General features: G+C 62.1%; 17 protein-coding genes and 6 tRNA genes. 18 read left to right on the top strand and 5 right to left on the bottom strand.

Going from position 1 to position 23,012, the window contains the following annotated elements:
• The first annotated feature begins 180 nt into the window (after positions 1-180).
• Entirely contained in the window at positions 181-2,196 is a 2,016-nt protein-coding gene (gene uvrB, locus KU43P_RS19455) for an excinuclease ABC subunit UvrB (protein ID WP_317659083.1), read from the top strand.
• A 91-nt stretch (positions 2,197-2,287) separates the two neighbouring features.
• Here the strand turns inward: uvrB and KU43P_RS19450 are convergent, their stop codons facing one another.
• Together KU43P_RS19450 and KU43P_RS19445 are read right to left on the bottom strand one after the other, a co-directional pair.
• Positions 2,288-3,778: an MDR family MFS transporter gene (locus KU43P_RS19450; protein ID WP_317663869.1), complete on the bottom strand. Its 1,491-nt coding sequence runs from the start codon at positions 3,776-3,778 to the stop codon at positions 2,288-2,290.
• 49 nt (positions 3,779-3,827) lie between these two features.
• A complete protein-coding gene (locus KU43P_RS19445; RefSeq protein WP_317659082.1) occupies positions 3,828-4,883 on the bottom strand; it encodes an HlyD family secretion protein in 1,056 nt (351 codons plus the stop codon).
• Positions 4,884-5,026: 143 nt separating this feature from the next.
• On the opposite strand from KU43P_RS19445, the gene gltX reads away from it, so the two are divergent.
• From gltX to KU43P_RS19385, 12 genes are all read left to right on the top strand, one after another.
• Positions 5,027-6,508 (top strand): glutamate--tRNA ligase, encoded by a 1,482-nt coding sequence (gene gltX / locus KU43P_RS19440; protein ID WP_317659081.1) that lies wholly within the window; start codon positions 5,027-5,029, stop codon positions 6,506-6,508.
• Between the two features lie 247 nt (positions 6,509-6,755).
• Positions 6,756-6,831, top strand: a tRNA-Ala gene (locus KU43P_RS19435).
• A 72-nt stretch (positions 6,832-6,903) separates the two neighbouring features.
• Positions 6,904-6,979: transfer RNA gene (locus tag KU43P_RS19430), tRNA-Glu, on the top strand.
• Between the two features lie 52 nt (positions 6,980-7,031).
• Positions 7,032-7,107: transfer RNA gene (locus KU43P_RS19425), tRNA-Ala, on the top strand.
• A 42-nt stretch (positions 7,108-7,149) separates the two neighbouring features.
• Positions 7,150-7,225, top strand: a tRNA-Glu gene (locus KU43P_RS19420).
• Positions 7,226-7,290: 65 nt separating this feature from the next.
• Positions 7,291-7,366 (top strand) — tRNA-Ala (locus KU43P_RS19415).
• A 43-nt stretch (positions 7,367-7,409) separates the two neighbouring features.
• Positions 7,410-7,485 (top strand) — tRNA-Glu (locus KU43P_RS19410).
• 170 nt (positions 7,486-7,655) lie between these two features.
• Positions 7,656-8,195: a TetR/AcrR family transcriptional regulator gene (locus tag KU43P_RS19405; RefSeq protein ID WP_317659080.1), complete on the top strand. Its 540-nt coding sequence runs from the start codon at positions 7,656-7,658 to the stop codon at positions 8,193-8,195.
• 25 nt (positions 8,196-8,220) lie between these two features.
• The gene (locus tag KU43P_RS19400) at positions 8,221-9,054 is read left to right on the top strand and encodes an alpha/beta fold hydrolase (protein ID WP_317659079.1); all 834 of its coding nucleotides are present in this window, start codon (positions 8,221-8,223) and stop codon (positions 9,052-9,054) included.
• Between the two features lie 43 nt (positions 9,055-9,097).
• The gene (locus tag KU43P_RS19395; RefSeq protein WP_317659078.1) at positions 9,098-9,532 is read left to right on the top strand and encodes an acyl-CoA thioesterase; all 435 of its coding nucleotides are present in this window, start codon (positions 9,098-9,100) and stop codon (positions 9,530-9,532) included.
• 51 nt (positions 9,533-9,583) lie between these two features.
• Complete coding sequence (locus KU43P_RS19390) at positions 9,584-10,555, top strand: tRNA dihydrouridine synthase (RefSeq protein ID WP_317659077.1); 972 nt, start codon at positions 9,584-9,586, stop codon at positions 10,553-10,555.
• A 222-nt stretch (positions 10,556-10,777) separates the two neighbouring features.
• Positions 10,778-11,221 (top strand): Hsp20 family protein, encoded by a 444-nt coding sequence (locus KU43P_RS19385; protein ID WP_317659076.1) that lies wholly within the window; start codon positions 10,778-10,780, stop codon positions 11,219-11,221.
• A 51-nt stretch (positions 11,222-11,272) separates the two neighbouring features.
• On the opposite strand, the gene KU43P_RS19380 is transcribed toward KU43P_RS19385, so the two are convergent.
• Both KU43P_RS19380 and KU43P_RS19375 read right to left on the bottom strand, forming a co-directional pair.
• Positions 11,273-14,569, bottom strand: coding sequence for a PAS domain S-box protein (locus KU43P_RS19380; RefSeq protein WP_317659075.1), 3,297 nt, complete (start codon positions 14,567-14,569; stop codon positions 11,273-11,275).
• A gap of 61 nt (positions 14,570-14,630) precedes the next feature.
• Positions 14,631-15,509 (bottom strand): LysR family transcriptional regulator, encoded by an 879-nt coding sequence (locus tag KU43P_RS19375; RefSeq protein ID WP_317659074.1) that lies wholly within the window; start codon positions 15,507-15,509, stop codon positions 14,631-14,633.
• Positions 15,510-15,639: 130 nt separating this feature from the next.
• Between KU43P_RS19375 and leuC the strand changes: the two genes are divergently transcribed.
• The 5 genes from leuC (at position 15,640) to asd (ending at position 20,940) form a co-directional block, all read left to right on the top strand.
• Positions 15,640-17,073, top strand: a complete 1,434-nt coding sequence (gene leuC, locus KU43P_RS19370) for a 3-isopropylmalate dehydratase large subunit (RefSeq protein WP_317659073.1) — start codon at positions 15,640-15,642, stop codon at positions 17,071-17,073.
• Positions 17,070-17,714: a 3-isopropylmalate dehydratase small subunit gene (gene leuD / locus KU43P_RS19365; RefSeq protein ID WP_317659072.1), complete on the top strand. Its 645-nt coding sequence runs from the start codon at positions 17,070-17,072 to the stop codon at positions 17,712-17,714. The genes leuC and leuD overlap by 4 nt, the downstream gene beginning before the upstream one ends.
• Positions 17,715-17,862: 148 nt before the next feature.
• Positions 17,863-18,627: a class I SAM-dependent methyltransferase gene (locus KU43P_RS19360; RefSeq protein WP_317659071.1), complete on the top strand. Its 765-nt coding sequence runs from the start codon at positions 17,863-17,865 to the stop codon at positions 18,625-18,627.
• Positions 18,628-18,681: 54 nt separating this feature from the next.
• Positions 18,682-19,764, top strand: a complete 1,083-nt coding sequence (gene leuB, locus KU43P_RS19355) for a 3-isopropylmalate dehydrogenase (protein ID WP_317659070.1) — start codon at positions 18,682-18,684, stop codon at positions 19,762-19,764.
• Positions 19,765-19,827: 63 nt separating this feature from the next.
• Entirely contained in the window at positions 19,828-20,940 is a 1,113-nt protein-coding gene (asd, locus tag KU43P_RS19350) for an aspartate-semialdehyde dehydrogenase (RefSeq protein WP_317659069.1), read from the top strand.
• A 362-nt stretch (positions 20,941-21,302) separates the two neighbouring features.
• On the opposite strand, the gene KU43P_RS19345 is transcribed toward asd, so the two are convergent.
• Entirely contained in the window at positions 21,303-22,478 is a 1,176-nt protein-coding gene (locus tag KU43P_RS19345) for an IS481 family transposase (RefSeq protein ID WP_317658136.1), read from the bottom strand.
• Between the last annotated feature and the right edge of the window lie 534 nt (positions 22,479-23,012).

Here is a 23,012-nt window from a genome sequence, read left to right as displayed (position 1 = left end):
GCGACACTGTGTCGGGGCTTTTCAGCCGATTTGCGCAAATTTTTTTCGACCATTGGTCGAATTGCCGGGTCCACTGCAATAAGCGCTAACGGCTTGGCCTTGAATCCGGCCCCGAGCGGGCGCATTTGGGTATAGACTACTGGCTAAATTTACAGTTGCTGCAGCGCTGCGAGGTCCGTCATGTCCGAGTTCCAGCTCGTCACCCGTTTTCAGCCGGCAGGCGATCAGCCCGAGGCCATTCGCCAGATGGTCGAAGGCATCGACGCCGGCCTGTCGCATCAGACCCTGCTCGGGGTGACCGGTTCGGGCAAGACCTTCAGCATCGCCAACGTCATCCAGCAGGTGCAGCGACCGACCCTGGTCCTGGCGCCGAACAAGACACTGGCGGCGCAGTTGTACGGCGAATTCAAGGCATTCTTCCCGAACAACGCGGTGGAGTACTTCGTTTCCTACTACGACTACTATCAGCCCGAAGCCTACGTGCCGTCGTCGGACACCTTCATCGAGAAGGACGCATCGATCAACGACCACATCGAACAGATGCGCCTGTCGGCGACCAAGGCGCTGCTGGAACGGCGCGACGCGATCATCGTCACCACGGTGTCGTGCATCTATGGCCTGGGCAGCCCCGAAACCTACCTGAAGATGGTCCTGCACGTCGACCGCGGCGACAAGCTCGACCAGCGCGCACTGCTGCGCCGCCTGGCCGACCTGCAGTACACCCGCAACGAAATGGATTTTGCCCGCGCCACCTTCCGTGTGCGCGGCGACGTCATCGACATCTTTCCGGCAGAATCGGACCTGGAAGCCATCCGTATCGAGTTGTTCGACGATGAGGTGGAGAACATCGCCGCTTTCGACCCGCTGACCGGCGAGGTGTTTCGCAAGCTGCCGCGCTTCACCTTCTACCCCAAGAGCCACTACGTCACCCCGCGCGAAACCCTGCTGGAAGCGGTGGAGGGCATCAAGGAAGAGCTCAAGGACCGCCTGGAATACCTGAACAAGGCCAACAAGCTGGTGGAAGCCCAGCGCCTGGAGCAGCGTACCCGCTTCGACCTGGAGATGATCCTCGAGCTGGGTTACTGCAACGGCATCGAGAACTACTCGCGCTACCTGTCCGGCCGCCCGGCCGGGGCGCCGCCACCGACGCTGTACGATTACCTGCCGGCAGATGCGCTGCTGGTGATCGACGAATCCCACGTCAGCGTTCCGCAGGTCGGTGCGATGTACAAGGGTGACCGATCACGCAAGGAAACCCTGGTGGAGTACGGTTTTCGCTTGCCCTCGGCGCTGGACAACCGCCCCATGCGCTTCGACGAATGGGAGTCGGTGAGCCCGCAGACCATCTTCGTCTCCGCCACCCCGGGGCCCTATGAGGCAGAGCACGCCGGCCGGGTGGTCGAGCAGGTGGTGCGCCCCACAGGTCTGGTCGACCCGCAGGTCGAGGTGCGCCCGGCCCTGACCCAGGTCGACGACCTGCTGTCGGAAATTCGCAAGCGCGTCGAGCAGGGCGAGCGAGTGCTGGCCACCACACTGACCAAGCGCATGGCCGAGGACCTCAGCGACTACCTGGCCGACCACGATGTGCGGGTGCGCTACCTGCACTCGGACATCGACACGGTGGAGCGGGTGGAGATCATCCGCGATCTGCGCCTGGGTACTTTCGACGTGCTGGTGGGCATCAACCTGCTGCGCGAGGGCCTGGACATGCCCGAGGTGTCGCTGGTGGCGATCCTCGATGCCGACAAGGAAGGCTTCTTGCGCTCCGAGCGTTCGCTGATCCAGACCATCGGCCGTGCCGCGCGTAACCTCAATGGCCGGGCCATCCTGTACGCCGACAACATTACCGGGTCGATGCAGCGAGCCATCGACGAGACAGAGCGGCGTCGGGAGAAGCAGGTTGCCTTCAACGAGGCTCATGGCATCGTGCCCAAAGGCGTGGTCAAGGACATCACCGACATCATGGAAGGCGCCACCGTGCCCGGCGCGCGCAGCAAGAAGCGCAAGGGCATGGCCAAGGCGGCGGAGGAGGCTGCCCGTTACGAGGCCGAATTGCGCACGCCAGGTGAGATCACCAAGCGCATCAAGCAGCTCGAAGAGAAGATGATGCAGTTTGCCCGTGATCTGGAATTCGAGGCGGCGGCGCAGTTGCGTGACGAGATTACGCAGCTTCGGGAGCGGTTGATTACCAGTTGATCATCTGTTGTCTGTGCTGGCCTCATCGCCGGCAAGCCGGCTCCCACAGGACCCCGGCGAGCCGGCTTGCCGGCGATGAGGCCAGCACAGGCTAGTGAACTTCTCCCGCCTTCAACCCCTGCGGCAACTTGCGCGTCAACAACACCGCCAGCATGCTCACCGCCAAGCCGATCCCTACAAAGTGGAAGGCGTCGTTGTACGCCATGATCAGTGCCTGCTGGTGGGTAATCTCGCTCAACTTGCCCAGCGCCGCATTGTCATTGCCCAGCCGCTCCGTCAACTGCGCCAGCCGTTCGGCGACCTGCGGGTTGCTCGGCACCACCGCTTCACGCAGGTAGTCGAAATACACCTTGGTTCGCGCATCCAGCAGCGTCGCCAGCAAGGCAATGCCGATGGCGCCCCCGAGGTTGCGCAGGATGTTGAACAGGCTCGACGCCGAGCCAGCATCCTGAGGCTGGATGTACGCCGTGGCGATCAGCGAGATGGTCACCATGATCATCGGCTGGCCGAGGGCGCGCACGATCTGGATGTGATTGAACTGCGGCCCGGCAAAGTCTGGGTTGAGCACACCGGAGCCGAAGCTGGCGACCCCGAACAGGCAGAATCCGACGGCGCACAGTACCTTGGGCGAGATCACCTTCATCAGTTGCGGCACCAGCGGAATCAGAAAGAGCTGCGGCACGCCCATCCACATGATCACCTCGCCAATCTGCAAGGCGTTGTAACCCTGGATCTGCGCCAGGTACAACGGCAGCAGGTAGATCGACCCATACAGCCCCACGCCCATGCCCAGGCTGGCGATGCTCGACAGGCCGAAGTTGCGGTTGCCGAGAATGCGCAGGTTGATCAGGGGGTGCGGTTTGGAAAACTGCAGAATGACGAACGTGATCAGGCTGATCAGGGCAACGGTGCCCAGGCCGACGATCAGGCTTGACTCCAGCCAGTCCTTGCGGTGGCCTTCCTCTAGAAACACCTGCAGGCAGCCCAGGCCCAGGCCCAAGGTGACGATACCGGCATAGTCGGTGCTTTTCAGCAGTTCCCAATGCGCTTCCTTTTTTTCCAGCCCGTACATCAGGCCGGCGATCATCACCAGGCCTGGCGGGATGTTGATGTAGAAGATGTATTCCCAGCCCCAGTTTTCGGTCAGCCAGCCGCCCAGGGTCGGGCCGATCGACGGGGCGAAAGTCGCGGTCATGGCGAACATGGCCATGCCCTTGGCGCGGTGGTGCTCAGGCAGCTTGATCAAAGTCAGGGTGAAGGCCAGCGGAATCAGCGCGCCGCCGGTGAACCCCTGCAGGGCACGGAATACGATCATGCTCTCCAGGTTCCAGGCCATCGAGCAGAGCAGGGAGGCGAACAGGAATCCGCCCGAAACCCACACTGCCAGGCGGCGCGCCGACAGCAGTTGCACCAGCCAGGCGGTCAGCGGAATCATGATGATTTCCGCGACCAGATAGGAGGTGGAGATCCACGAGCCTTCCTCCAGGGTGGCGGAGAGCGCGCCCTGGATGTCCTTGAGCGAGGAGTTGGTGATCTGGATGTCCAGCACCGCCATGAAGGCGCCGAGCATCACGCTCATCACGGCAATCCAGTCGCGCCGGCTCGGTTCGGCCGTCGGTCGAAGCAGCGTGTCACCGGCCATCGTGACCTTCGTCCGTGGTGCGCAGGTCGACGGTGGCGGTTACCGACATGCCGGGGCGGATGCGCCCATGCAGCGGGTTGTCGGCGGCGAAGGTCAGTTTCACCGGAATGCGCTGCACCACCTTGGTGAAGTTACCGGTGGCATTGTCCGGCGGCAGCAGGCTGAACTGCGCGCCGGAGGCGGCGAACAGGCTGTTGACGCGGCCTTCGATCGGCGTATCGGGGTAGCTGTCGAATAGCAGTTCGGCGCGTTGGCCAGGTTGCATGTGACCGATCTGGGTTTCCTTGAAGTTGGCCTGCACCCAGATGGCTTCATCCGGCACGATCGACAGCAAATAGGCGCCGGCCTGCACCACCTGGCCGTTACGGGCGTTGCGCTGGCCGATGGTGCCGCTGATCGGTGCGCGGATCTCGCAGCGGGTCAGGTTCAGTTCGGCCTGGGCCAGGTCGGCGCGGGCATTGGCGATCTGCGCATCGAGGCGCTTGAGGTCGGCGTTCAGTGCGCTGACCTGCTGGCGCTGGCCTTGCAGATCGGCGCGGGCTTTATCGACTTGGGAGCCGGCCACGTGGGCGTCTGCCGACAAGGTGGTGACCTGCGCTTCCGAGACGAAACCAGGCTTGCGCAGTTTTTCGGCGCGGCTCAGGTCCAGGCGCGAGCGGTCGAAGGTAGCCTGGTTGGCGGATACCTGGGCCTGGCCGGCGGCGATCAGGCTGCCTTGTTGGGTCAGGCGACTTTGTGCCTGGGCATACTCCGCCTCGCGTGTCGCCAGGGCGGCGCTGGCACGATCCACGGCCAGCTGGAAATCGGCGGCTTCCAGGCGCACCAGCAGGTCGCCCTTGTTCACATGCTGGTTGTCGTCGACCCTTACCTCGTCGATGCGAGCGCCGAGCTGGCTGGAAATGCGCGTGATTTCGCCCTGGACATAGGCATTGTCGGTGCTTTCGAAGAAGCGGCCCTTGAAGTACCAGTGAGCGAGGAAGGCGAGGGCGATGATCGCTACCAGGCTGAAAAAGACCAGTAGACGGCGTTTGAGTTGAGCAGGCATGAGGACTATCGTTCCAGAAATGTAAACAAATTTAACAGCGACAAACGGCATGTCCACAAGTGACGTTAGCGCCATTGCTGGAGCCCGGTGCCTGCTCCCTGCTAACATCCCGCCTTTGTTTCATCTTTCGTTCGAGACTCTCCATGACCACCGTTCGCACGCGTATCGCGCCATCGCCCACTGGCGACCCCCATGTCGGCACTGCCTACATCGCCCTGTTCAACTACTGCTTTGCCAAGCAGCACGGCGGTGAGTTCATCCTGCGTATCGAAGACACCGACCAGTTGCGCTCCACCCGCGAGTCGGAGCAGCAGATCTTCGACGCCTTGCGTTGGCTCGGCATCGAATGGAACGAAGGCCCGGATGTCGGCGGCCCGCACGGCCCGTACCGGCAGAGCGAGCGTGGCGAGATCTACGCCAAGTACGCCAAGCAACTGGTCGATGCCGGCCACGCCTTCTACTGCTTCTGCACCGCCGACGAGCTGGAGCAGATGCGTGCCGAGCAGATGGCCCGTGGTGAAACCCCGCGCTACGACGGCCGCGCCCTGCTGCTGAGCGACGAGGAAGTGCAGCGTCGCCTGGCCGCTGGCGAACCCCACGTAATCCGCATGAAGGTGCCAAGCGAAGGCATCTGCGTGGTGCCTGACATGCTCCGCGGCGACGTCGAAATCCCGTGGGACCGCATGGACATGCAGGTGCTGATGAAGAACGACGGCCTGCCGACGTACTTCCTGGCCAACGTGGTCGACGACCACCTGATGGGCATCACCCACGTGCTGCGTGGCGAAGAATGGCTGCCCTCGGCGCCGAAGTTGATCAAGCTGTACGAGTACTTCGGTTGGGAACAACCCAAGCTGTGCTACATGCCGCTGCTGCGCAATCCGGACAAGAGCAAGCTGTCCAAGCGTAAGAACCCGACGTCGGTGACCTTCTACGAGCGCATGGGCTTCATGCCCGAAGCGATGCTCAACTACCTTGGCCGCATGGGCTGGTCGATGCCGGATGAGCGCGAGAAGTTCTCCCTCGCCGAAATGGTCGAGCATTTCGACCTGTCGCGTATTTCCCTGGGTGGCCCGATCTTCGACATCGAGAAGCTGTCCTGGCTGAACGGCCAGTGGCTGCGTGAGCTGCCGGTGGAAGAGTTCGCTGCACGGGTGCAGAAGTGGGCCTTCAACAGCGACTACATGATGAAGATCGCCCCGCACGTGCAGGGCCGGGTTGAAACCTTCAGCCAGATCGCCCCGCTGGGCGGGTTCTTCTTCGAAGGCGCGCTGAAGCTCGACGCCAAGCTGTTCGAGAGCAAGAAGCTGTCCGCCGACCAGGTGCGCCAGGTGATGCAGTTGATCCTGTGGAAGCTGGAAAGTCTGCGTCAGTGGGAAAAGGACCGCATCACCGCTTGCATCCAGGCCGTGGTCGAGTCGCTGGAACTGAAACTGCGTGATGCCATGCCGCTGATGTTCGCCGCCATTACTGGGCAGGCCAGCTCGGTGTCGGTGCTCGATGCCATGGAAATCCTCGGCCCGGACCTGACCCGTTACCGTCTGCGTCAGGCCCTTGACCTGCTGGGTGGCGTGTCGAAGAAAGAAAACAAGGAATGGGAAAAGCTGCTGGCGAACATCGCCTGAGGCAGTTTTGACCCGAACCTGTGGGAGCGGGCTTGCCCGCTCCCACAGGTACAAATTCTGAGGAAACATTGCAATGAATGCGGGGCAGGGCGGTAAGTGATTGTTATCTGTGAAAAAACTTTTGAATTTTTTCGAAAATTTGTTTGACAGCTCTGCAATCCGATCTTAATATGCGCCCCGTCCACAGCGATGAACGAAAATGAAACGCCAGGCACCCAGCCGGTGATTCAGTTCAGAGCGACATTGTGGGGCTATAGCTCAGCTGGGAGAGCGCCTGCATGGCATGCAGGAGGTCAGCGGTTCGATCCCGCTTAGCTCCACCAAATTCCGCTTGGCAGCCAAGGCTGACAAGCAAGATCGGGTCCAGCAACCGGGTCTTGAAGGTAAGAAGGTTCGTCCCCTTCGTCTAGTGGCCTAGGACACCGCCCTTTCACGGCGGTAACAGGGGTTCGAGTCCCCTAGGGGACGCCAGTTTTGCACAAGTGATATCGATGATGTCACTGGGCCGAGAGGCTAGAAATCCGGGGCTATAGCTCAGCTGGGAGAGCGCCTGCATGGCATGCAGGAGGTCAGCGGTTCGATCCCGCTTAGCTCCACCAATTCTGCCAGGGTTCGCATAAGCGAACCTTCGCGAAGGTTATGTCCCCTTCGTCTAGTGGCCTAGGACACCGCCCTTTCACGGCGGTAACAGGGGTTCGAGTCCCCTAGGGGACGCCACTTTTACCCGCTCGTTGCGGGGCTTTAAGAGGCTCATTCGGATTTTGGATGAGCCTTTTGTTTTCGGGGCTATAGCTCAGCTGGGAGAGCGCCTGCATGGCATGCAGGAGGTCAGCGGTTCGATCCCGCTTAGCTCCACCAATTCTGCCAGGGTTCGCACAAGCGGACTTTTGCGAAGGTTTACGTCCCCTTCGTCTAGTGGCCTAGGACACCGCCCTTTCACGGCGGTAACAGGGGTTCGAGTCCCCTAGGGGACGCCATTTTTACCCGCGTTTTGCGGGACTTTAAAGGCTCATTCGCTTATTGAATGGGCCTTTTGTTTTTCTACCTTCCCCAAAAATCTGCACCGACAAGCGGTGATCAATTTCCCTTGCTGGAAAATATTATTCATATAATATTTCGATCATCATATTTGCTCGGTAAATGACCCATGAGCGACAAGAAGACCAGAACCCGCGAGCGCATCCTTGACGCCGCATGCAGTGCGTTGATCCAGCACGGCCCGGCAGAGCCCAGCGTCAGCCAGGTCATGGGCGCCGCCGGTCTTACCGTTGGGGGCTTCTACGCACACTTCCAGAGCAAGGACGAACTGATGCTCGAAGCCTTCCGCCAGTTGCTCGGTGAGCGCAGGGCGTTGCTGGCGCAGGTTGATCCCAGCCTGGATGGTGCCGGCCGCCGAGCATTGGCCAGTGCCTTCTACCTGTCACGCAAGCACCGCGATGCCGAGGTGCATGCTTGCCCGCTGCCCAACGCGCTGGGTGAGATACAGCGGCTGCCAGAGGCTTTTCGCGACGTGCTGGCCGAACACATCGAGTTGATGACGGCGGCCATGGTCGACTGCCCCGAGGATGCCGACAAGGCCTTGGCCGACTTGGCACTGATGATCGGCGGCCTGGCGCTGGCCCGTGCCTTGGGCACCGGCGAGCTGTCCGACCGCATTCTGCGTGCCGCCAAATCGGCGGTGATCTGAATTTGCGTGAACTAGGAGCAAGGCGATGACTACCTTGAGCTGGATTCGTGGCGTCAATGGCACCCTGGGCCACCTGGCCCCCGAGCATGTCGCCGGCAAGATGCGCCGGGCTTTCATGACGCCCCGCAACCTGCCGCCCCGGCAGTGGGAGTTGCCGTTGCTGGCAAGTGCCGAGCGCATCACCTTGCGCTTCGGGTTGTCCGCCTTGCGTTGGGGCAAGGGGCCGACCGTGTTGCTGATGCATGGCTGGGAAGGGCGCCCGACCCAGTTTGCCGCCCTGATCGAAACCTTGGTCCAGGCAGGGCACACGGTGGTGTCGCTGGAAGGGCCGGCCCATGGTCGTTCCCCCGGGCAGCAGGCGAACGTGGTGCTGTTTGCCCGTGCCCTGCTGGAAGCGGCAGCCGAATTACCGCCGTTGCGCGCCGTGATCGGGCACTCCATGGGCGGTGCCAGCGTCATGCTCGCCCTGCAAATGGGGCTTCGCACCGAGGCAGCGGTCAGCATTGGCGCGCCGGCGCAATTGCTGGGCGTGCTGCGCGGCTTCGCCAAGCACCTGGGCATGCCTGCCCGGGCCAGGGCGGCGTTCATCCGCCAGGTCGAACGGGATGTCGGCATGCAAATCGCTCGCCTCGATGTCAGTGGCTATCAGCTAGAGGTGCCTGGCTTGGTGGTGCATGCCGCCGATGATGAACTGGTGCCCGCCGGCGAGGCGCAATTGATCCACAAGGCCTGGTTCGACAGCCGCCTGTTGCTGTTAGAGGGCGGAGGCCACCAGCGTGTGCTGGCTGACCCGCGGTTGAGCCAGGCCGTGCTCGAACTGCTGGCCCGTGCCAACGCCCCAGCCCGGCAAAGCGCCTGAACTTCCATTACACTCTGCCCCTTCACTGACTTTGGGAGCGGGCATGAGCTGGGACCTGGCAACGCCATTCATCATCGACCTGCGGGTCGGCAGCGAAGACATCGATGGCCTCGGCCACGCCAACAACGCGGTCTACGTCACCTGGCTCGAGCGTTGTGCCTGGCGTCATTCCCAGCGCCTGGGCCTGGACCTGGCCGAATACCGGCGCCTTGACCGGGCCATGGCGGTGGTGCGACATGAGATCGACTACCTTGCCGCCGCTTACGAAGATGACGAGTTGCAACTGGCGACCTGGATCATCGATTGGGACCAGCGCCTGCGCATGACGCGGCGTTTCCAGCTCAAGCGCCCGCGTGACGGCGTAACCCTGCTGCGCGCGCAGACCACATTCGCCTGCATCGAGCTGTCCAGCGGCAAACCCAAGCGTATGCCTGCCGAGTTCATCGAGGGTTATGGTCCGGCGCTGATCGGTGCCTGAACCGGCGCCGTTTTTTGCTAGACTGCCGGCTTTTCTCGCCGAGTCCCCGAAATGCAAATTGCCCTGGCCCCCATGGAGGGGCTGGTCGACAACATCCTGCGCGACGTCCTGACCCGAGTGGGCGGCATCGATTGGTGCGTCACCGAGTTCATCCGCGTGTGCGACCGCCTGCTGCCAGCCTCCTCGTTCGACAAGCTCGCCCCCGAGCTGCGTCAGGGTGCGCGTACCGCTGCCGGTGTGCCGATGCGCGTGCAGTTGCTGGGCTCGGACCCGGTATGCCTGGCCGAGAATGCAGCGCTGGCCTGCGAGCTGGGGGCGCCAGTGATCGACCTTAACTTCGGCTGCCCGGCCAAGACCGTGAACAAGTCGCGGGGCGGGGCGGTGTTGCTCAAGGAGCCGGAACTGCTGCATGCCATCGTGCGTGAAGTGAGGCGGGCGGTGCCGGCGCATATCCCGGTCACCTCGAAGATGCGCCTGGGCTTCGACAGCCCGGATGGCGCGCTGGACTGCGCCACGGCGCTGGCCGAAGGCGGTTCGGCGCACCTGGTGGTGCATGCGCGAACCAAGGTCGAAGGTTACAAACCACCGGCGCACTGGGAATGGGTGGCGCGGGTGCAGGATGTGGTCAAGGTGCCGGTGTTCGCCAATGGCGAAATCTGGACCGTCGAAGACTGGCGGCGTTGCCGTGAGGTCAGCGGCGCCGAGGACATCATGCTCGGCCGCGGGCTGGTGTCGCGGCCGGACCTGGCCTTGCAGATTGCGGCCGCACGGGACGGTCGCGAGTACCAGCCGCTGAGCTGGGAGGCGTTGCTGCCATTGCTGCGCGAGTTCTGGCGCCAGGCTCAGGCCAAGCTGTCGCCTCGCTATGCGCCCGGGCGGATGAAACAATGGCTGGCGATGTTGACCCGCAGTTATCCCGAGGCGGTGGTGCTGTTTGCCGAATTGCGCAGGGAAGATGACTGCGCGCGGATCAGCCGGTTGCTTGGGCTTCAGGTGCAGGCGTTCGAGGACTGTGTGGCCTGATCCGGCCCTATCGCCGGCAAGTCGGCTCCCACAGGTAATGCGCAGGCGTGTGGGGCCTCTGTGGGAGCTGGCTTGCCAGCGATAGGGCATCGATCCCACGGCAAGAATCAAATTTTTCCTCCTCCCCTTGAAACCTGTTCGCCCGTCCATATCTCTTGAGTACGCGATGCCGAAGTCGGGTCGCGTAATGACTTACTTGCTGAATTTCAGGAGTTTATGACCATGACCAGCGCTTTCTCTCTCGCTCCACTGTTCCGCCATTCCGTTGGCTTCGACCGTTTCAACGACCTGTTCGAATCCGCGGCACGTAACGAGGCGGGTAGCAGCTACCCTCCCTACAACGTGGAAAAACATGGCGATGACCACTATCGCATCGTGGTTGCCGCAGCCGGCTTCCAGGAGCAGGACCTCGACCTGCAGGTCGAAAAAGGCGTTTTGACCGTGATCGGCGGCAAGCGCGAAAACAGCGCGTCGGAAGTGACCTACCTGCACCAGGGCATTGCCCAGCGCGCCTTCAAGCTATCGTTCCGCCTGGCTGACCATATCGAGGTCAAGTCCGCAGGCCTGGCCAACGGCCTGCTCAGCATCGACCTGCTGCGCATCGTGCCGGAAGAAGCCAAGGCCAAGCGCATTCCGATCAATGGCGACAAGCCAGCGCTGAACTGAGTTTGGCGTGATGCAAGAAAGGGCACCTGCGAAGGTGCCCTTTTTTTGCGCTCAATAATCGGCGGGTGCCTCCATCAGCATTTGCCTGAATTCCGGCAAGGGCAGCGGCCGGCTGTGCAGGTAGCCCTGATACAGGTGGCAACCCAGCCGTTCAAGAAACTCCAGTTGCTCGGTCAGCTCCACGCCTTCGGCAATCACGGCCAGGTCCAGGCTACGCGCCATGGCCACGATGGCGCGGACGATCTCGGCATCGTTGGGGTCTTCCGGGGCATCGCGGACGAAGGTCTGGTCGATTTTCAGCGCGTCCACCGGCAGGCGCTTGAGGTAGGTCAGCGATGAATAACCCGTGCCGAAATCGTCCATGGCGAAGCTCACGCCGTAGCGCTTGAGCTCGCGCATCTTGCTGATAGTGTCTTCCAGGTTCTGGATCACGATGCCTTCGGTGATCTCCAGCTTCAGCATGTGCCGCGGCAGGCGGTAGTCATCCAGGCTGCGCAACACCCGCTCGACGAAATCGTTCTGGCGGAACTGCCGTGGGCTGATGTTCACGCACAGGCTGAAGTCATTGGCATCGATCAGCCCGTCTTCGAGCATGCGGGCGCAGGCATCGCAGGCTTCGTCGAGTATCCAGCTGCCCACTTCGAGGATCAGGCCACTTTCCTCCAGCACCTGGATGAACTGTGCAGGCGGTTGCTGGCCCAGTTGCGGATGGTGCCAACGCAGCAGCACTTCGGCGCCGACGATGCGATTGTCCCGGGCATCCACCTGGGGCTGAAAGTGCAGTGCCAGTTCGCCCCGGGCCAAAGCCAGGCGCAGGTCGCTTTCCATGCGCAGGCGTTCGCTGGCGGCCTTTTGCATGGTGGTGTGGAACAGCTGGGTGGTGTTGCGCCCCGAATCCTTGGCCCGGTAGAGGGCAATGTCGGCGCGCTTGAGCAGATCGGCCGGGGTGGCGCCGTGGTCGGGGATCAGTGCCACGCCGATACTGGGCGTTACCTGCAGGCGCTGGCCGTCCAGTGACATCGGCTCGGCCAGCAGTTCACGCAAGGTATCGGCCAGCTCGCGCACTTTGTTCTCGACCGATTCGCGGCTGCCTTCCAGGCCGCTGAGCAGCACCACGAACTCGTCGCCGCCCAGCCGTGCCACGGTGTCTTCCAGGCGAACGCTGGCTTCCAGGCGCGCGGTGATGATCTTCAGCACCGTGTCGCCTACCGGGTGCCCGAGTGAATCGTTGATGTGCTTGAAGTGGTCCAGATCGAGGAACAGCAGGGCGCCGCGCAGGTTGTGGCGGCGCAGCAGAGCGATCTGCTGGCTCAGGCGGTCCATCAGCAACGCGCGGTTGGGCAGGTTGGTCAGCGGGTCGTGGTAGGCCAGGTGGCGAATCTGTGCCTGGGCATTCTTCAGCTGGCTGACATCGCGGGCGGTCAGCAGCAGGCAGTCGACCTCGTTGAGGCTGATCGGCTCCACCGACACTTCGACGGTCAGAATGTCGCCGCGCTTGTTTCGCCCGAGCATTTCACGGTGGTGGACCCGGCCTCGCTCCTTGAGCTCGGCGAGCAGGGCGTTGCGCTGTTTGTCGTCAGCCCAGATACCCAGCTCGAAGACGCTGCGCCCCACCACTTCATCGCTGCTGTAGCCGGTGAGCCGACAGAAACCATCGTTCACCTCCACATAGCGGCCGCTGTGGCGTTCGGTGATGGTGATGGCGTCGGGGCTGGAGTGGAAAGCCTTGGCGAATTTCTCCTCGCTGGACTTGAGCGCCGCTTCCGCCCGCTGCTGCTGGGTGATGTCGCGCAGGGTGGTGACGCTGCACGGCTCGTTGTCGACGGTGATCAGCCTGCTGGCGATCACGCAGGTCAAGGGCGAGCCGTTGCGGTGGTTGACCACCACGGCGACGTTGCTCAGGGCCTGTTCGCGGATTACCCGCTCGATGCGCCGGGCGCGTTCGATCGATTCGGCCCACAGGCCGATCTCTTCGGCTGTGCGGCCGATCACCTGGTCGGCGGTCCAGCCGAACGTCTGGGTGAAGGCTGGGTTGATCTCGATGAATTGCCCGGTGTCCTGGCGGGTGACGCAGATCGGGTCGGGGCTGACCTGGAACAGGCTGGCGAACTTCTCTTCCGAGGCGCTCAGGCGCAGTTCGCGCTCAACCTGTTCGGTGATGTCGAGCAGGGTGCCGGCCATGCGCAGGGGGGTGCCGTGCTCATCGCGGTAGAGGCGGGCACGGCTTTCGATATAACGCGACGCGCCGTTTTCAAGTTGCACGCGGTAGGTGATCTGGTAGTTGCCGGCCGGGCCTTCGCGCAGGCTGCGATAAGCCTGGCGCATCGCGTCGCGCTCTTCTTCGGGTACCCCTTCGAAGAACGAGTCGAACGACTCATGGAAGGGGATCGGATCCAGGCCGTGCAGTTGCGCGGCCCGCGCCGAGCCGTAGAGCATGCCGCTGGGTATGTGCCAGTCCCAGGTGCCCAGTTGCGCCGAATCCAGGGCCAGGTCCAGGCGTTCCTGGCTGTCCTTGAGTGCCTGCTCGGCGCGCTTGCGTTCGGAGGTGTCGACGAAAGTGCTTAGCAGGAAGGTCACGCCTTCCAGTTCGATGCCCTGGGTGCAGAGGATGCCGTCGTGGAGCTTGCCGTTGCTGGCGCGAAACTGCACCTCCATGCTCAGCGGGCCGCCGCTGGCGCGGGTCGCTTCGAGAATCTGGTGGCGCTGTTCGGGGTGTACCCACAGCCCTAGTTCCAGGCTGGTCTTGCCGATCACCTGGCTGCCGGGCCAGCCGAACATGTCTTCGAAGTGCTGGTTGACCTCGAAGATCATGCCGTCGTTACGCCGCGTCAGCAGGATCGCATTGGGGCTTAGGTGAAACAGGGTAGCAAAGCGCTTTTCCGAGTTGATCAACGCGGTTTCTCGTTCGCGTTGGCGGGTGATTTCGCGGATCACCCCAATCATCTGGCGCCGGCCCTGGCGATCGTGGGTCAGGCTACCGTTGATCTCGAGCCAGTGCAGGCTGCCATCCGGCCAGCGAATACGGTGGCGCATGGCTTGCTCCACTGGCTCGCCGTTGACTACCGCCTGGAACAGTTGACGGGTGCGGGCACGGTCTTCCTCGGGCAGCAGGTCGAGGTAGTCGATGTCGTTGGGCAGCGGGCGCTGAGGGTCGAAGCCGAACAGCGCCTGGGTGCCGCGTGACCAACTGACCCGGCCGGTCTCGATATCCCACAGCCAAGCGCCCAGGCGTGCGCCGTTGAGCGCGGCCAGCAGCTGTGGAGCGTTCTGCCAGGCTTGCTCGGATTCCTGGGGGTCGGCCGCAGGGATACGCGGCAGGCGCGGAAAGCGGTTTGCTGATTTGGGCATTGGTACCAGACCTTTGGCGTTTGACGCGTCCTTGAGTTGGAAATGCCGAGCTGACGACCGGTCAGGCGGACCCTGCATGGCTGTCGAGCAGGGCCATGAAGGCCCTGGCCGCATTCGATAGCGTTCGCTCCTTGTGCAGAATGTAGCCTAGCTGGCGCGACAGCTGTATGCCGGGCAAAGCGATGGGTGCAACCTGATCATCGAGCATGGTGCGGGGCAGCACGCTCCAGGCCAGGCCGATGGAAACCATCATCTTGATGGTTTCCAGGTAGTTGGTGCTCATGGCGATGTTCGGTGTCAGGCCCTGGCTTTCGAACAGGCGTTGGACGATATGGTGGGTAAAGGTATTGCCGCCCGGAAACACCGCCGGGTGGCGTGCAACGTCGGCCAGGCTGACCTGCTGGTTGCTGGCCAGCGGGTGTTCCGGGGCGGCGACGAAATCCAGGGCGTCGTCCCACACCGGCACGGCCTTGACCAGGTGGTGGGGCTCTGGGGCGAGGGTGATGACGGCAATTTCGGCGCGGCCATGAAGGATTTCGTCGTAGGCCGCTTCCGAATCTAGGAACTGAATATCCAACGCCACCGAGGGGTACTGCCGAGTAAATGCACGTAATAGCGGGGGCAAACGGTGTAGGCCGATATGATGGCTGGTGGCCAGGGTCAAGCGTCCCCCCACTGCACCGGTCAAATTGGTCAGTGCGCGACGCGTATCATCGAGCACGTTGAGGATCTGATAGGCGCGAGGCAACAGTGCCCGGCCCGCTTCGGTCAGGGTCACTTCACGGCCGAGGCGATCGAACAGGCGCACATCCAGTTGCTGCTCCAGCCCAGCGATGCGTTTGCTGATGGCTGGCTGAGTCAGGAAAAGGCGTTCGGCGGCGCCGGAGAAGCTGCCGGTTTCGGCAATGGCGATAAAGGCGCTGAGGTTGGCCAAGTCCATGGTTAGAATTCCTGTTGGTTATCCAAAGCATAAAAATTATGAATTTGAGTTATTCAATCTATCGCCATAGCATCGTCCGTACAAGCCAAGGGGTCTTTGGCATAGAAAGACGCTGATGAGGAACAGTCTGATGGCTGGCAAAACGCTCTACGACAAACTCTGGGAAGCTCATGAGGTCAAGCGCCGTGATGACGGCTCGTCCTTGATCTACATCGACCGCCACATCATCCATGAAGTGACGTCGCCGCAGGCCTTCGAAGGCCTGCGCCTGGCCAAACGCCAGCCATGGCGCATCGACGCCAACATCGCCACCCCCGACCACAACGTGCCGACCACGCCGGAACGCAAGGGCGGCATCGAGGCCATCGTCGACCAGGTGTCGCGCCTGCAGGTGCAGACCCTCGATGAAAACTGTGACGAATACGGCATCGTCGAATTCAAGATGAACGACGTGCGCCAGGGCATCGTCCACGTCATCAGCCCGGAGCAGGGCGCTACCTTGCCAGGCATGACCGTGGTCTGCGGCGACTCGCACACCTCCACCCATGGCGCCTTCGGTGCCTTGGCCCATGGCATCGGCACCTCCGAGGTCGAGCACGTGCTCGCCACCCAATGCCTGGTCGCCAAGAAGATGAAGAACATGCTGGTGCGGGTCGAAGGCCAGTTGCCGGCCGGCGTCACCGCCAAAGACATCGTTCTCGCCGTGATCGGCAAGATCGGCACTGCCGGTGGCAACGGCCACGCCATGGAGTTCGCCGGCAGCGCCATCCGCGAGTTGTCGATGGAAGGCCGCATGACCATCTGCAACATGTCGATCGAAGCCGGTGCCCGTGTCGGCCTCGTGGCAGTGGATGACACCACCATCGCCTATGTCGAAGGCCGCCCGTATGCGCCCAAGGGCGAGCAGTGGAAACAGGCTGCCGAGGCTTGGAAAGGCCTGGTTTCGGATGCCGATGCGGTATTCGACACCGTGGTTGAACTGGATGCCGCGCAGATCAAGCCGCAGGTGAGCTGGGGCACTTCGCCCGAGATGGTCCTGGCCGTCGACCAGCGTGTACCGGACCCGGCTGCCGAACCTGACTTGATCAAGCGTGGCTCGATCGAGCGCGCCCTCAAGTACATGGGCCTGGATGCCAACCAGGCGATCACCGATATCAAGCTCGACCGCGTGTTCATCGGGTCGTGCACCAACTCGCGTATCGAAGACCTGCGCGCTGCCGCGGAAATCGCCAAAGGCCGCAAGGTCGCTGCCAACGTCAAGCAGGCGCTGGTAGTACCGGGCTCCGGCCTGGTCAAGGCCCAGGCCGAGCGTGAAGGCCTGGACAAGGTCTTCCTCGAAGCCGGTTTCGAATGGCGTGAGCCGGGTTGCTCGATGTGCCTGGCCATGAACCCGGACCGCCTGGAAAGCGGCGAGCATTGCGCGTCCACCTCCAACCGCAACTTCGAAGGCCGTCAGGGCGCCGGTGGTCGTACTCACCTGGTCAGCCCGGCCATGGCCGCCGCTGCCGCGGTAACTGGCCACTTCATCGATGTCCGCGAGTTGATCCAAGGGAGCGCAGCATGAAAGCCTTTACCCAGCACACTGGCCTTGTCGCCCCGTTGGATCGTGCCAACGTCGATACCGACCAGATCATTCCCAAGCAGTTTCTCAAGTCGATCAAGCGCACCGGCTTCGGCCCGAACCTGTTCGACGAGTGGCGCTACCTGGATGTGGGCCAGCCCTACCAGGACAACAGCAAGCGCCCGCTGAACCAGGACTTCGTGCTCAACCACGCGCGTTACCAGGGTGCCAGCGTCCTGCTGGCGCGGGAGAACTTCGGCTGCGGTTCGAGCCGTGAGCACGCACCGTGGGCATTGGACGAGTACGGCTTCCGCAGCGTGATCGCGCCGAGCTTCGCCGACATCTTTTTCAACAACAGCTTCAAGAACGGCCTGTTGCCGATCATCCTCAGCGATGAGGAAGTCGACGAGTTGTTCAAGCAGGTCGAAGCCAGCCCGGGCTACCAGCTGACCATTGACCTGCAGGCGCAGGCGGTGACCCGTCCGGATGGCAAGGTGCTGCATTTCGAGATCGACGCCTTCCGCAAGCATTGCCTGCTCAATGGCCTCGACGACATCGGCCTGACCCTGCAGGACAGCGATGCGATCAAGGCCTTCGAAGGCAAGCACCGCGCCGGGCAGCCTTGGTTGTTTCGTGATGCCTGAATGATGTAATTGGGTTTGCTGGCCTCATCGCCGGCAAGCCGGCTCCCACAGGTACTGCACAGCGCTTTGGGCGCGTGGGGTTTCTGTGGGCGCCGGCTTGCCGGCGATAGCGGCCGTACAAGCAGCCTCAAACCAGAAGGAACACCCCATGACCAGCACTACCCACACCGATGTGGTCCAACGCCAGTTCGGCGAACAGGCCAATGCCTACCTCAGCAGCGCCGTGCATGCCCAAGGCAGCGAATTCGCCCTGCTGCAGGCAGAGCTGGCAGGGCAGGGCAGCGCCCGCGTGCTGGACCTGGGGTGTGGTGCCGGTCACGTCAGCTTCCACGTCGCACCGCTGGTCGCCGAAGTGGTCGCCTACGATCTGTCGCAAGCGATGCTCGACGTAGTGGCCAGCGCAGCTACCGAGCGTGGCCTGGGCAACATCAAGACCGCCCATGGCGCCGCCGAGCGCCTGCCGTTCGCCGATGCGTCGTTCGACTTCGTCTTCAGCCGTTACTCGGCGCACCACTGGAGCGATGTTGGCCTGGCCTTGCGTGAAGTGCGCCGGGTGCTCAAGCCGGGTGGGGTTGCGGCGTTCATCGACGTGATGTCGCCGGGCAGCCCGCTGCTCGACACCTACTTGCAGTCGGTGGAAGTGCTGCGCGACACCAGCCACGTGCGCGATTATTCTGCTGCCCAGTGGCAGCGCCTGGTCAGCGAGGCCGGCCTGCACGTGCGCAGCCACACGCGCCAGCGCCTGCGCCTGGAGTGGGCGTCGTGGGTGGAGCGTATGCGCACGCCCGAACCGCTGCGCGTGGCGATTCGCCAGTTGCAACAGGCGATGGGCGAAGAAGTGCGGCAGTATTACCAGATCGAAACCGATGGCTCGTTCAGCACCGATGTCATCGTGTTGTGGGCCGAGCGCTAAGTTTTTTTCGGTGCGGCCGAACCGGCCGCATCGCTTGAATGGATAGAGGAAAGCATGAGCAAGCAGATTCTGATTCTCCCAGGTGATGGTATTGGCCCGGAAATCATGGCCGAAGCGGTCAAGGTGCTGGAGCTGGCCAACGACAAGTTCCAGCTCGGCGTCAGCCTTGAGCACGACGTGATCGGTGGCGCAGCCATCGACAAGCACGGCGTGCCACTGGCTGACGAGACCCTGGAGCGTGCGCGCAAGGCCGATGCCGTGCTGCTGGGCGCCGTCGGTGGCCCGAAATGGGACAAGATCGAGCGTGACATCCGCCCGGAGCGCGGCCTGCTGAAGATCCGTTCGCAACTGGGCCTGTTCGCCAACCTGCGCCCGGCCATTCTCTATCCGCAACTGGCTGATGCCTCCTCGCTGAAGCCGGAAATCGTCTCGGGCCTGGATATCCTCATCGTCCGTGAGCTGACCGGCGGCATCTACTTCGGTGCACCGCGCGGCCAGCGCGAACTCGAAGGTGGCGAGCGCCAGGCCTACGACACCTTGCCTTACAGCGAAAGCGAAGTGCGCCGTATCGCCCGTGTCGGCTTCGACATGGCGCGCGTACGCGGCAAGAAGCTGTGCTCGGTGGACAAGGCCAACGTGCTTGCGTCCAGCCAGCTGTGGCGTGAAGTGGTCGAAGACGTGGCCAAGGACTACCCGGATATCGAACTGAGCCACATGTACGTGGACAACGCCGCCATGCAACTGGTGCGCGCACCCAAGCAGTTCGATGTGATGGTGACCGACAACATGTTCGGTGACATCCTGTCGGATGAAGCTTCCATGCTCACCGGTTCCATCGGCATGCTGCCTTCGGCGTCGCTGGATGCCAACAACAAGGGTATGTACGAGCCTTGCCACGGTTCGGCGCCGGACATCGCCGGGCAGGGTATCGCCAACCCGTTGGCGACCATCCTGTCGGTGTCGATGATGCTGCGTTACAGCTTCAACCAGCACGCCGCAGCCGAGGCCATCGAGCAGGCCGTGAGCCTGGTGCTGGACCAAGGCCTGCGTACCGGTGACATCTGGTCGGCAGGCTGTAATAAAGTAGGCACGCAGGAAATGGGCGACGCAGTAGTCGCAGCGCTGCGGAATCTGTAATCTCTCTGGCCCGCCACCGTTTTTGGTCGGTGGCGGCCCACTTTTAGCAAAGGTGTAGTTGCGATGAAACGTGTAGGTCTGATCGGTTGGCGCGGTATGGTCGGTTCCGTGCTCATGCAGCGGATGCTGGAGGAGCAGGACTTCGACCTTATTGAGCCGGTGTTCTTCACCACCTCCAATGTCGGTGGCCAGGGCCCGAACGTGGGCAAGGATATTGCTCCGCTCAAGGACGCTTATTCGATTGAAGAGCTCAAGACCCTCGACGTGATCCTGACCTGCCAGGGCGGCGACTACACCAACGAGGTCTTCCCCAAGCTGCGCGAAGCCGGCTGGCAGGGTTACTGGATCGACGCCGCCTCGTCGCTGCGCATGCAGGACGACGCGGTCATCGTGCTCGACCCGGTCAACCGCAAGGTAATCGACCAGCAGCTCGATGCCGGTACCAAGAACTACATCGGCGGCAACTGCACCGTCAGCCTGATGCTGATGGGCCTGGGCGGCCTGTTCGAAGCCGGCCTGGTCGAGTGGATGAGCGCCATGACCTACCAGGCGGCCTCCGGTGCCGGCGCGCAGAACATGCGTGAGCTGATCAAGCAGATGGGTGGCATCCACGCCGCGGTCGCCGATGACCTGGCCAACCCGGCCAGCGCCATCCTCGACATCGACCGCAAAGTCGCCGAAGCCATGCGTGGTGAAGCGTTCCCGATCGAGAACTTCGGCGTGCCGCTGGCCGGCAGCCTGATTCCGTGGATCGACAAGGAACTGCCCAACGGGCAGAGCCGTGAAGAGTGGAAGGCCCAGGCCGAGACCAACAAGATCCTTGGTCGCTTCAAGAGCCCGATTCCGGTCGATGGCATCTGCGTGCGCATCGGTGCCATGCGTTGCCACAGCCAGGCGCTGACCATCAAGCTGAACAAGGACGTGCCACTGGCCGACATCGAAGGCATGATCAGCCAGCACAACCCATGGGTGAAGCTGGTGCCGAACCAGCGCGAGATCAGCATGCAGGAGTTGGCACCGACCAAGGTTACCGGCACCCTGAACATCCCGGTGGGTCGTCTGCGCAAGCTGAACATGGGCTCCCAGTACCTGGGCGCGTTCACCGTGGGTGACCAGCTGCTGTGGGGCGCTGCCGAGCCGCTGCGTCGCATGCTGCGGATTCTGCTGGAGCGTTGATCGCACTGCGATACTGAAGAAACCCGCGCTGGAGACAGCGCGGGTTTTTTTATGCTCTTGCTCTTGCTCTTGCTCTTGCTCTTGCTCTTGCTCTTGCTCTTGCTCTTGCTTTTGCTTCTAAGTGCGCGATAGACCAGGCAACGCAGAGTGCGACTTCAGGAGGCCGAGTGGAGGTGACTGGAGGGCCAGGGTGCGAAGCACCCCTTCGGCGAAGCCGAAGGCGCGAGATGTAGACTTGCGCAGCAAGTCGTAGGCCGCGTGGGCCCGGAAGGCGCCGGAGCGAGGGGACCCCGGAGCGAAGCGCAGGGGCCGGATGATGGGAGCCTGTACGGGTCACCCTCATGGGTTACAGAAAAGTACACTCACATAGGTAACACCTTGAGTGTCACATAGCCGTCGATAGCATCTCGCTCATCGATACGACCGAGGATGATTGGACCGAAAATGACATCCCACGCCCCATCGCCGATCAGCTCCAGCCCAATGAGCTGATGCTTGAGCACATAGCCAACATAAATCCTCAAACCCCGCCGATTCAAGATGCCACAGCTGTCCGCTGGGTAGCATTCAATGTGACTTGGATAGGCCATTTCAGGCAATTTTTCAGGATACGGGCGCGGTGAGGGCATATAGCAGGATGCAGGCGTTTTCTGTTTCAGCGCTTCGTGCAAACGCTCGTGATTGTAATGCTGCACGAATCGATCAAAGTGCTGCTGTTGAGCTTCCCATGCTACCGCTGGTGGCGCTGGAAGAGTGCTCTTAAGAGTTCGATGCATACGTTCATGCCGACCATTTTGCTCAGGCCTGCCGGGTGCGATTCGTTCAGGAATGATGCCTAGGCGCAGCCACCAGATAGATAACTGGGAAAGGCCTGCACGCCCTTTGCTGGCAAACGGTACGCCATTGTCGGTTCGAATACGCTCGGGTAAGCCATTTTCACGGAACACCTTGGTAAATACCGCCTGAGTTTCCTGAAAGTTGGTGTTGGGCATGCTGTGGCACGCGAGCAAGAAGCGGCTGGCGTGGTCCATGATCGTCAGCGGATAGCACCACACTCCAGCACCCGTCAGATATTGCCCCTTGTAATCGGCGCTAAAGAGCTGGTTGGGCGTCTCTGCTTTCTCAAGGGGCTTGGGGTAAACCGCCACTCGCTGACGCAGGCGGCGCGGCTTTACGAGTTCTGCTTGCTTCAGGACGTTGTAGATCGTCGTCTTCGACGGGGGCACCTGATCTGGAAATCGTACCTGTAAAGCAGCCTGGATTTTCTTGGGCCCAGGTTCTGTCTCACCCCGGCCACGCAGCTCAATGATTGCCTCACGGACGGTATGAGGGATGCCGCCGTCTTGAGTCAATCGGCGACGGCTGTGCTCCTCCAGCCCTGCCGGGCCTTCCTTTTCATACCGCTCGATCCACTTGTAGCCGGTCTTCCGGCTTATTTCATAAGCCTGGCACAGGGCGCTGAAGCTGGGCGGCCCCTTGAGATAGTCAGCGATGAAAAGCAATTTCAGGTCCATAGGTGTTAGCTCTCGCCAAGGCATGGTCAGATCCTCGAAAACCGACCTTGCCAGTTAAAAACTGTCACCTATGTGAGTGAACTGATTTGTAACCCATGTGGGTGAGTCATACCAGCCGGGGTTTTTGCCTACTTTTTGCCCAGTCAAAAAGTAGGTCGCCGTAAGGGCGAAAAGGTGAAGTGGTGCCACCATGGCGTATGGATACCACTATGGGTTTCGACGCCCACGCCAAAAGCCAAAAGCCAAAAGCCAAAAGCCATCTAGTGGTTCTAGGCTGTGCACACATATCCATTTTCAGCAGCGACGCCAAGTCACCTTTCCGCCCTTACGGCGGGTCACTTTTTGGCAAACGCCCCAAAAAGTAACCAAAAAAGGCTCCCATTATACGGCCCCTGCGCTTCGCTCCGGGGTCCCCTCGCTCCGGTGCCTTCCGGGGGCTCCGCGGCCTACGACTTGCTGCGCAAGTCTACATCTCGCGCTTCGGCTGACGCCGAAGGGTGCTGCGCACCGGCCCCCTCCAGTCACCTCCACTCGGCCTCCTGAAGTCGCACTCTGCGT

Source organism: Pseudomonas sp. KU43P (genome assembly GCF_033095865.1).
In the GTDB taxonomy this organism is placed as follows: Bacteria; Pseudomonadota; Gammaproteobacteria; order Pseudomonadales; family Pseudomonadaceae; genus Aquipseudomonas.
Note: the sequence above shows the minus strand (reverse complement) of the source record. Positions and strands in the feature narration are given on the sequence as shown.

Coding starts and splice junctions, on each gene's coding strand:
- asd (WP_317659069.1), top strand. CDS start 19,828: ATGAAACGTGTAGGTCTGATCGGTTGGCGCGGTATGGTCGGTTCCGTG.
- KU43P_RS19400 (WP_317659079.1), top strand. CDS start 8,221: ATGACTACCTTGAGCTGGATTCGTGGCGTCAATGGCACCCTGGGCCAC.
- gltX (WP_317659081.1), top strand. CDS start 5,027: ATGACCACCGTTCGCACGCGTATCGCGCCATCGCCCACTGGCGACCCC.
- KU43P_RS19385 (WP_317659076.1), top strand. CDS start 10,778: ATGACCAGCGCTTTCTCTCTCGCTCCACTGTTCCGCCATTCCGTTGGC.
- KU43P_RS19375 (WP_317659074.1), bottom strand. CDS start 15,509: ATGGACTTGGCCAACCTCAGCGCCTTTATCGCCATTGCCGAAACCGGC.
- leuB (WP_317659070.1), top strand. CDS start 18,682: ATGAGCAAGCAGATTCTGATTCTCCCAGGTGATGGTATTGGCCCGGAA.
- uvrB (WP_317659083.1), top strand. CDS start 181: ATGTCCGAGTTCCAGCTCGTCACCCGTTTTCAGCCGGCAGGCGATCAG.
- leuC (WP_317659073.1), top strand. CDS start 15,640: ATGGCTGGCAAAACGCTCTACGACAAACTCTGGGAAGCTCATGAGGTC.
- KU43P_RS19380 (WP_317659075.1), bottom strand. CDS start 14,569: ATGCCCAAATCAGCAAACCGCTTTCCGCGCCTGCCGCGTATCCCTGCG.
- KU43P_RS19405 (WP_317659080.1), top strand. CDS start 7,656: ATGAGCGACAAGAAGACCAGAACCCGCGAGCGCATCCTTGACGCCGCA.
- KU43P_RS19360 (WP_317659071.1), top strand. CDS start 17,863: ATGACCAGCACTACCCACACCGATGTGGTCCAACGCCAGTTCGGCGAA.
- KU43P_RS19445 (WP_317659082.1), bottom strand. CDS start 4,883: ATGCCTGCTCAACTCAAACGCCGTCTACTGGTCTTTTTCAGCCTGGTA.
- KU43P_RS19390 (WP_317659077.1), top strand. CDS start 9,584: ATGCAAATTGCCCTGGCCCCCATGGAGGGGCTGGTCGACAACATCCTG.
- KU43P_RS19395 (WP_317659078.1), top strand. CDS start 9,098: ATGAGCTGGGACCTGGCAACGCCATTCATCATCGACCTGCGGGTCGGC.
- leuD (WP_317659072.1), top strand. CDS start 17,070: ATGAAAGCCTTTACCCAGCACACTGGCCTTGTCGCCCCGTTGGATCGT.
- KU43P_RS19345 (WP_317658136.1), bottom strand. CDS start 22,478: ATGCCTTGGCGAGAGCTAACACCTATGGACCTGAAATTGCTTTTCATC.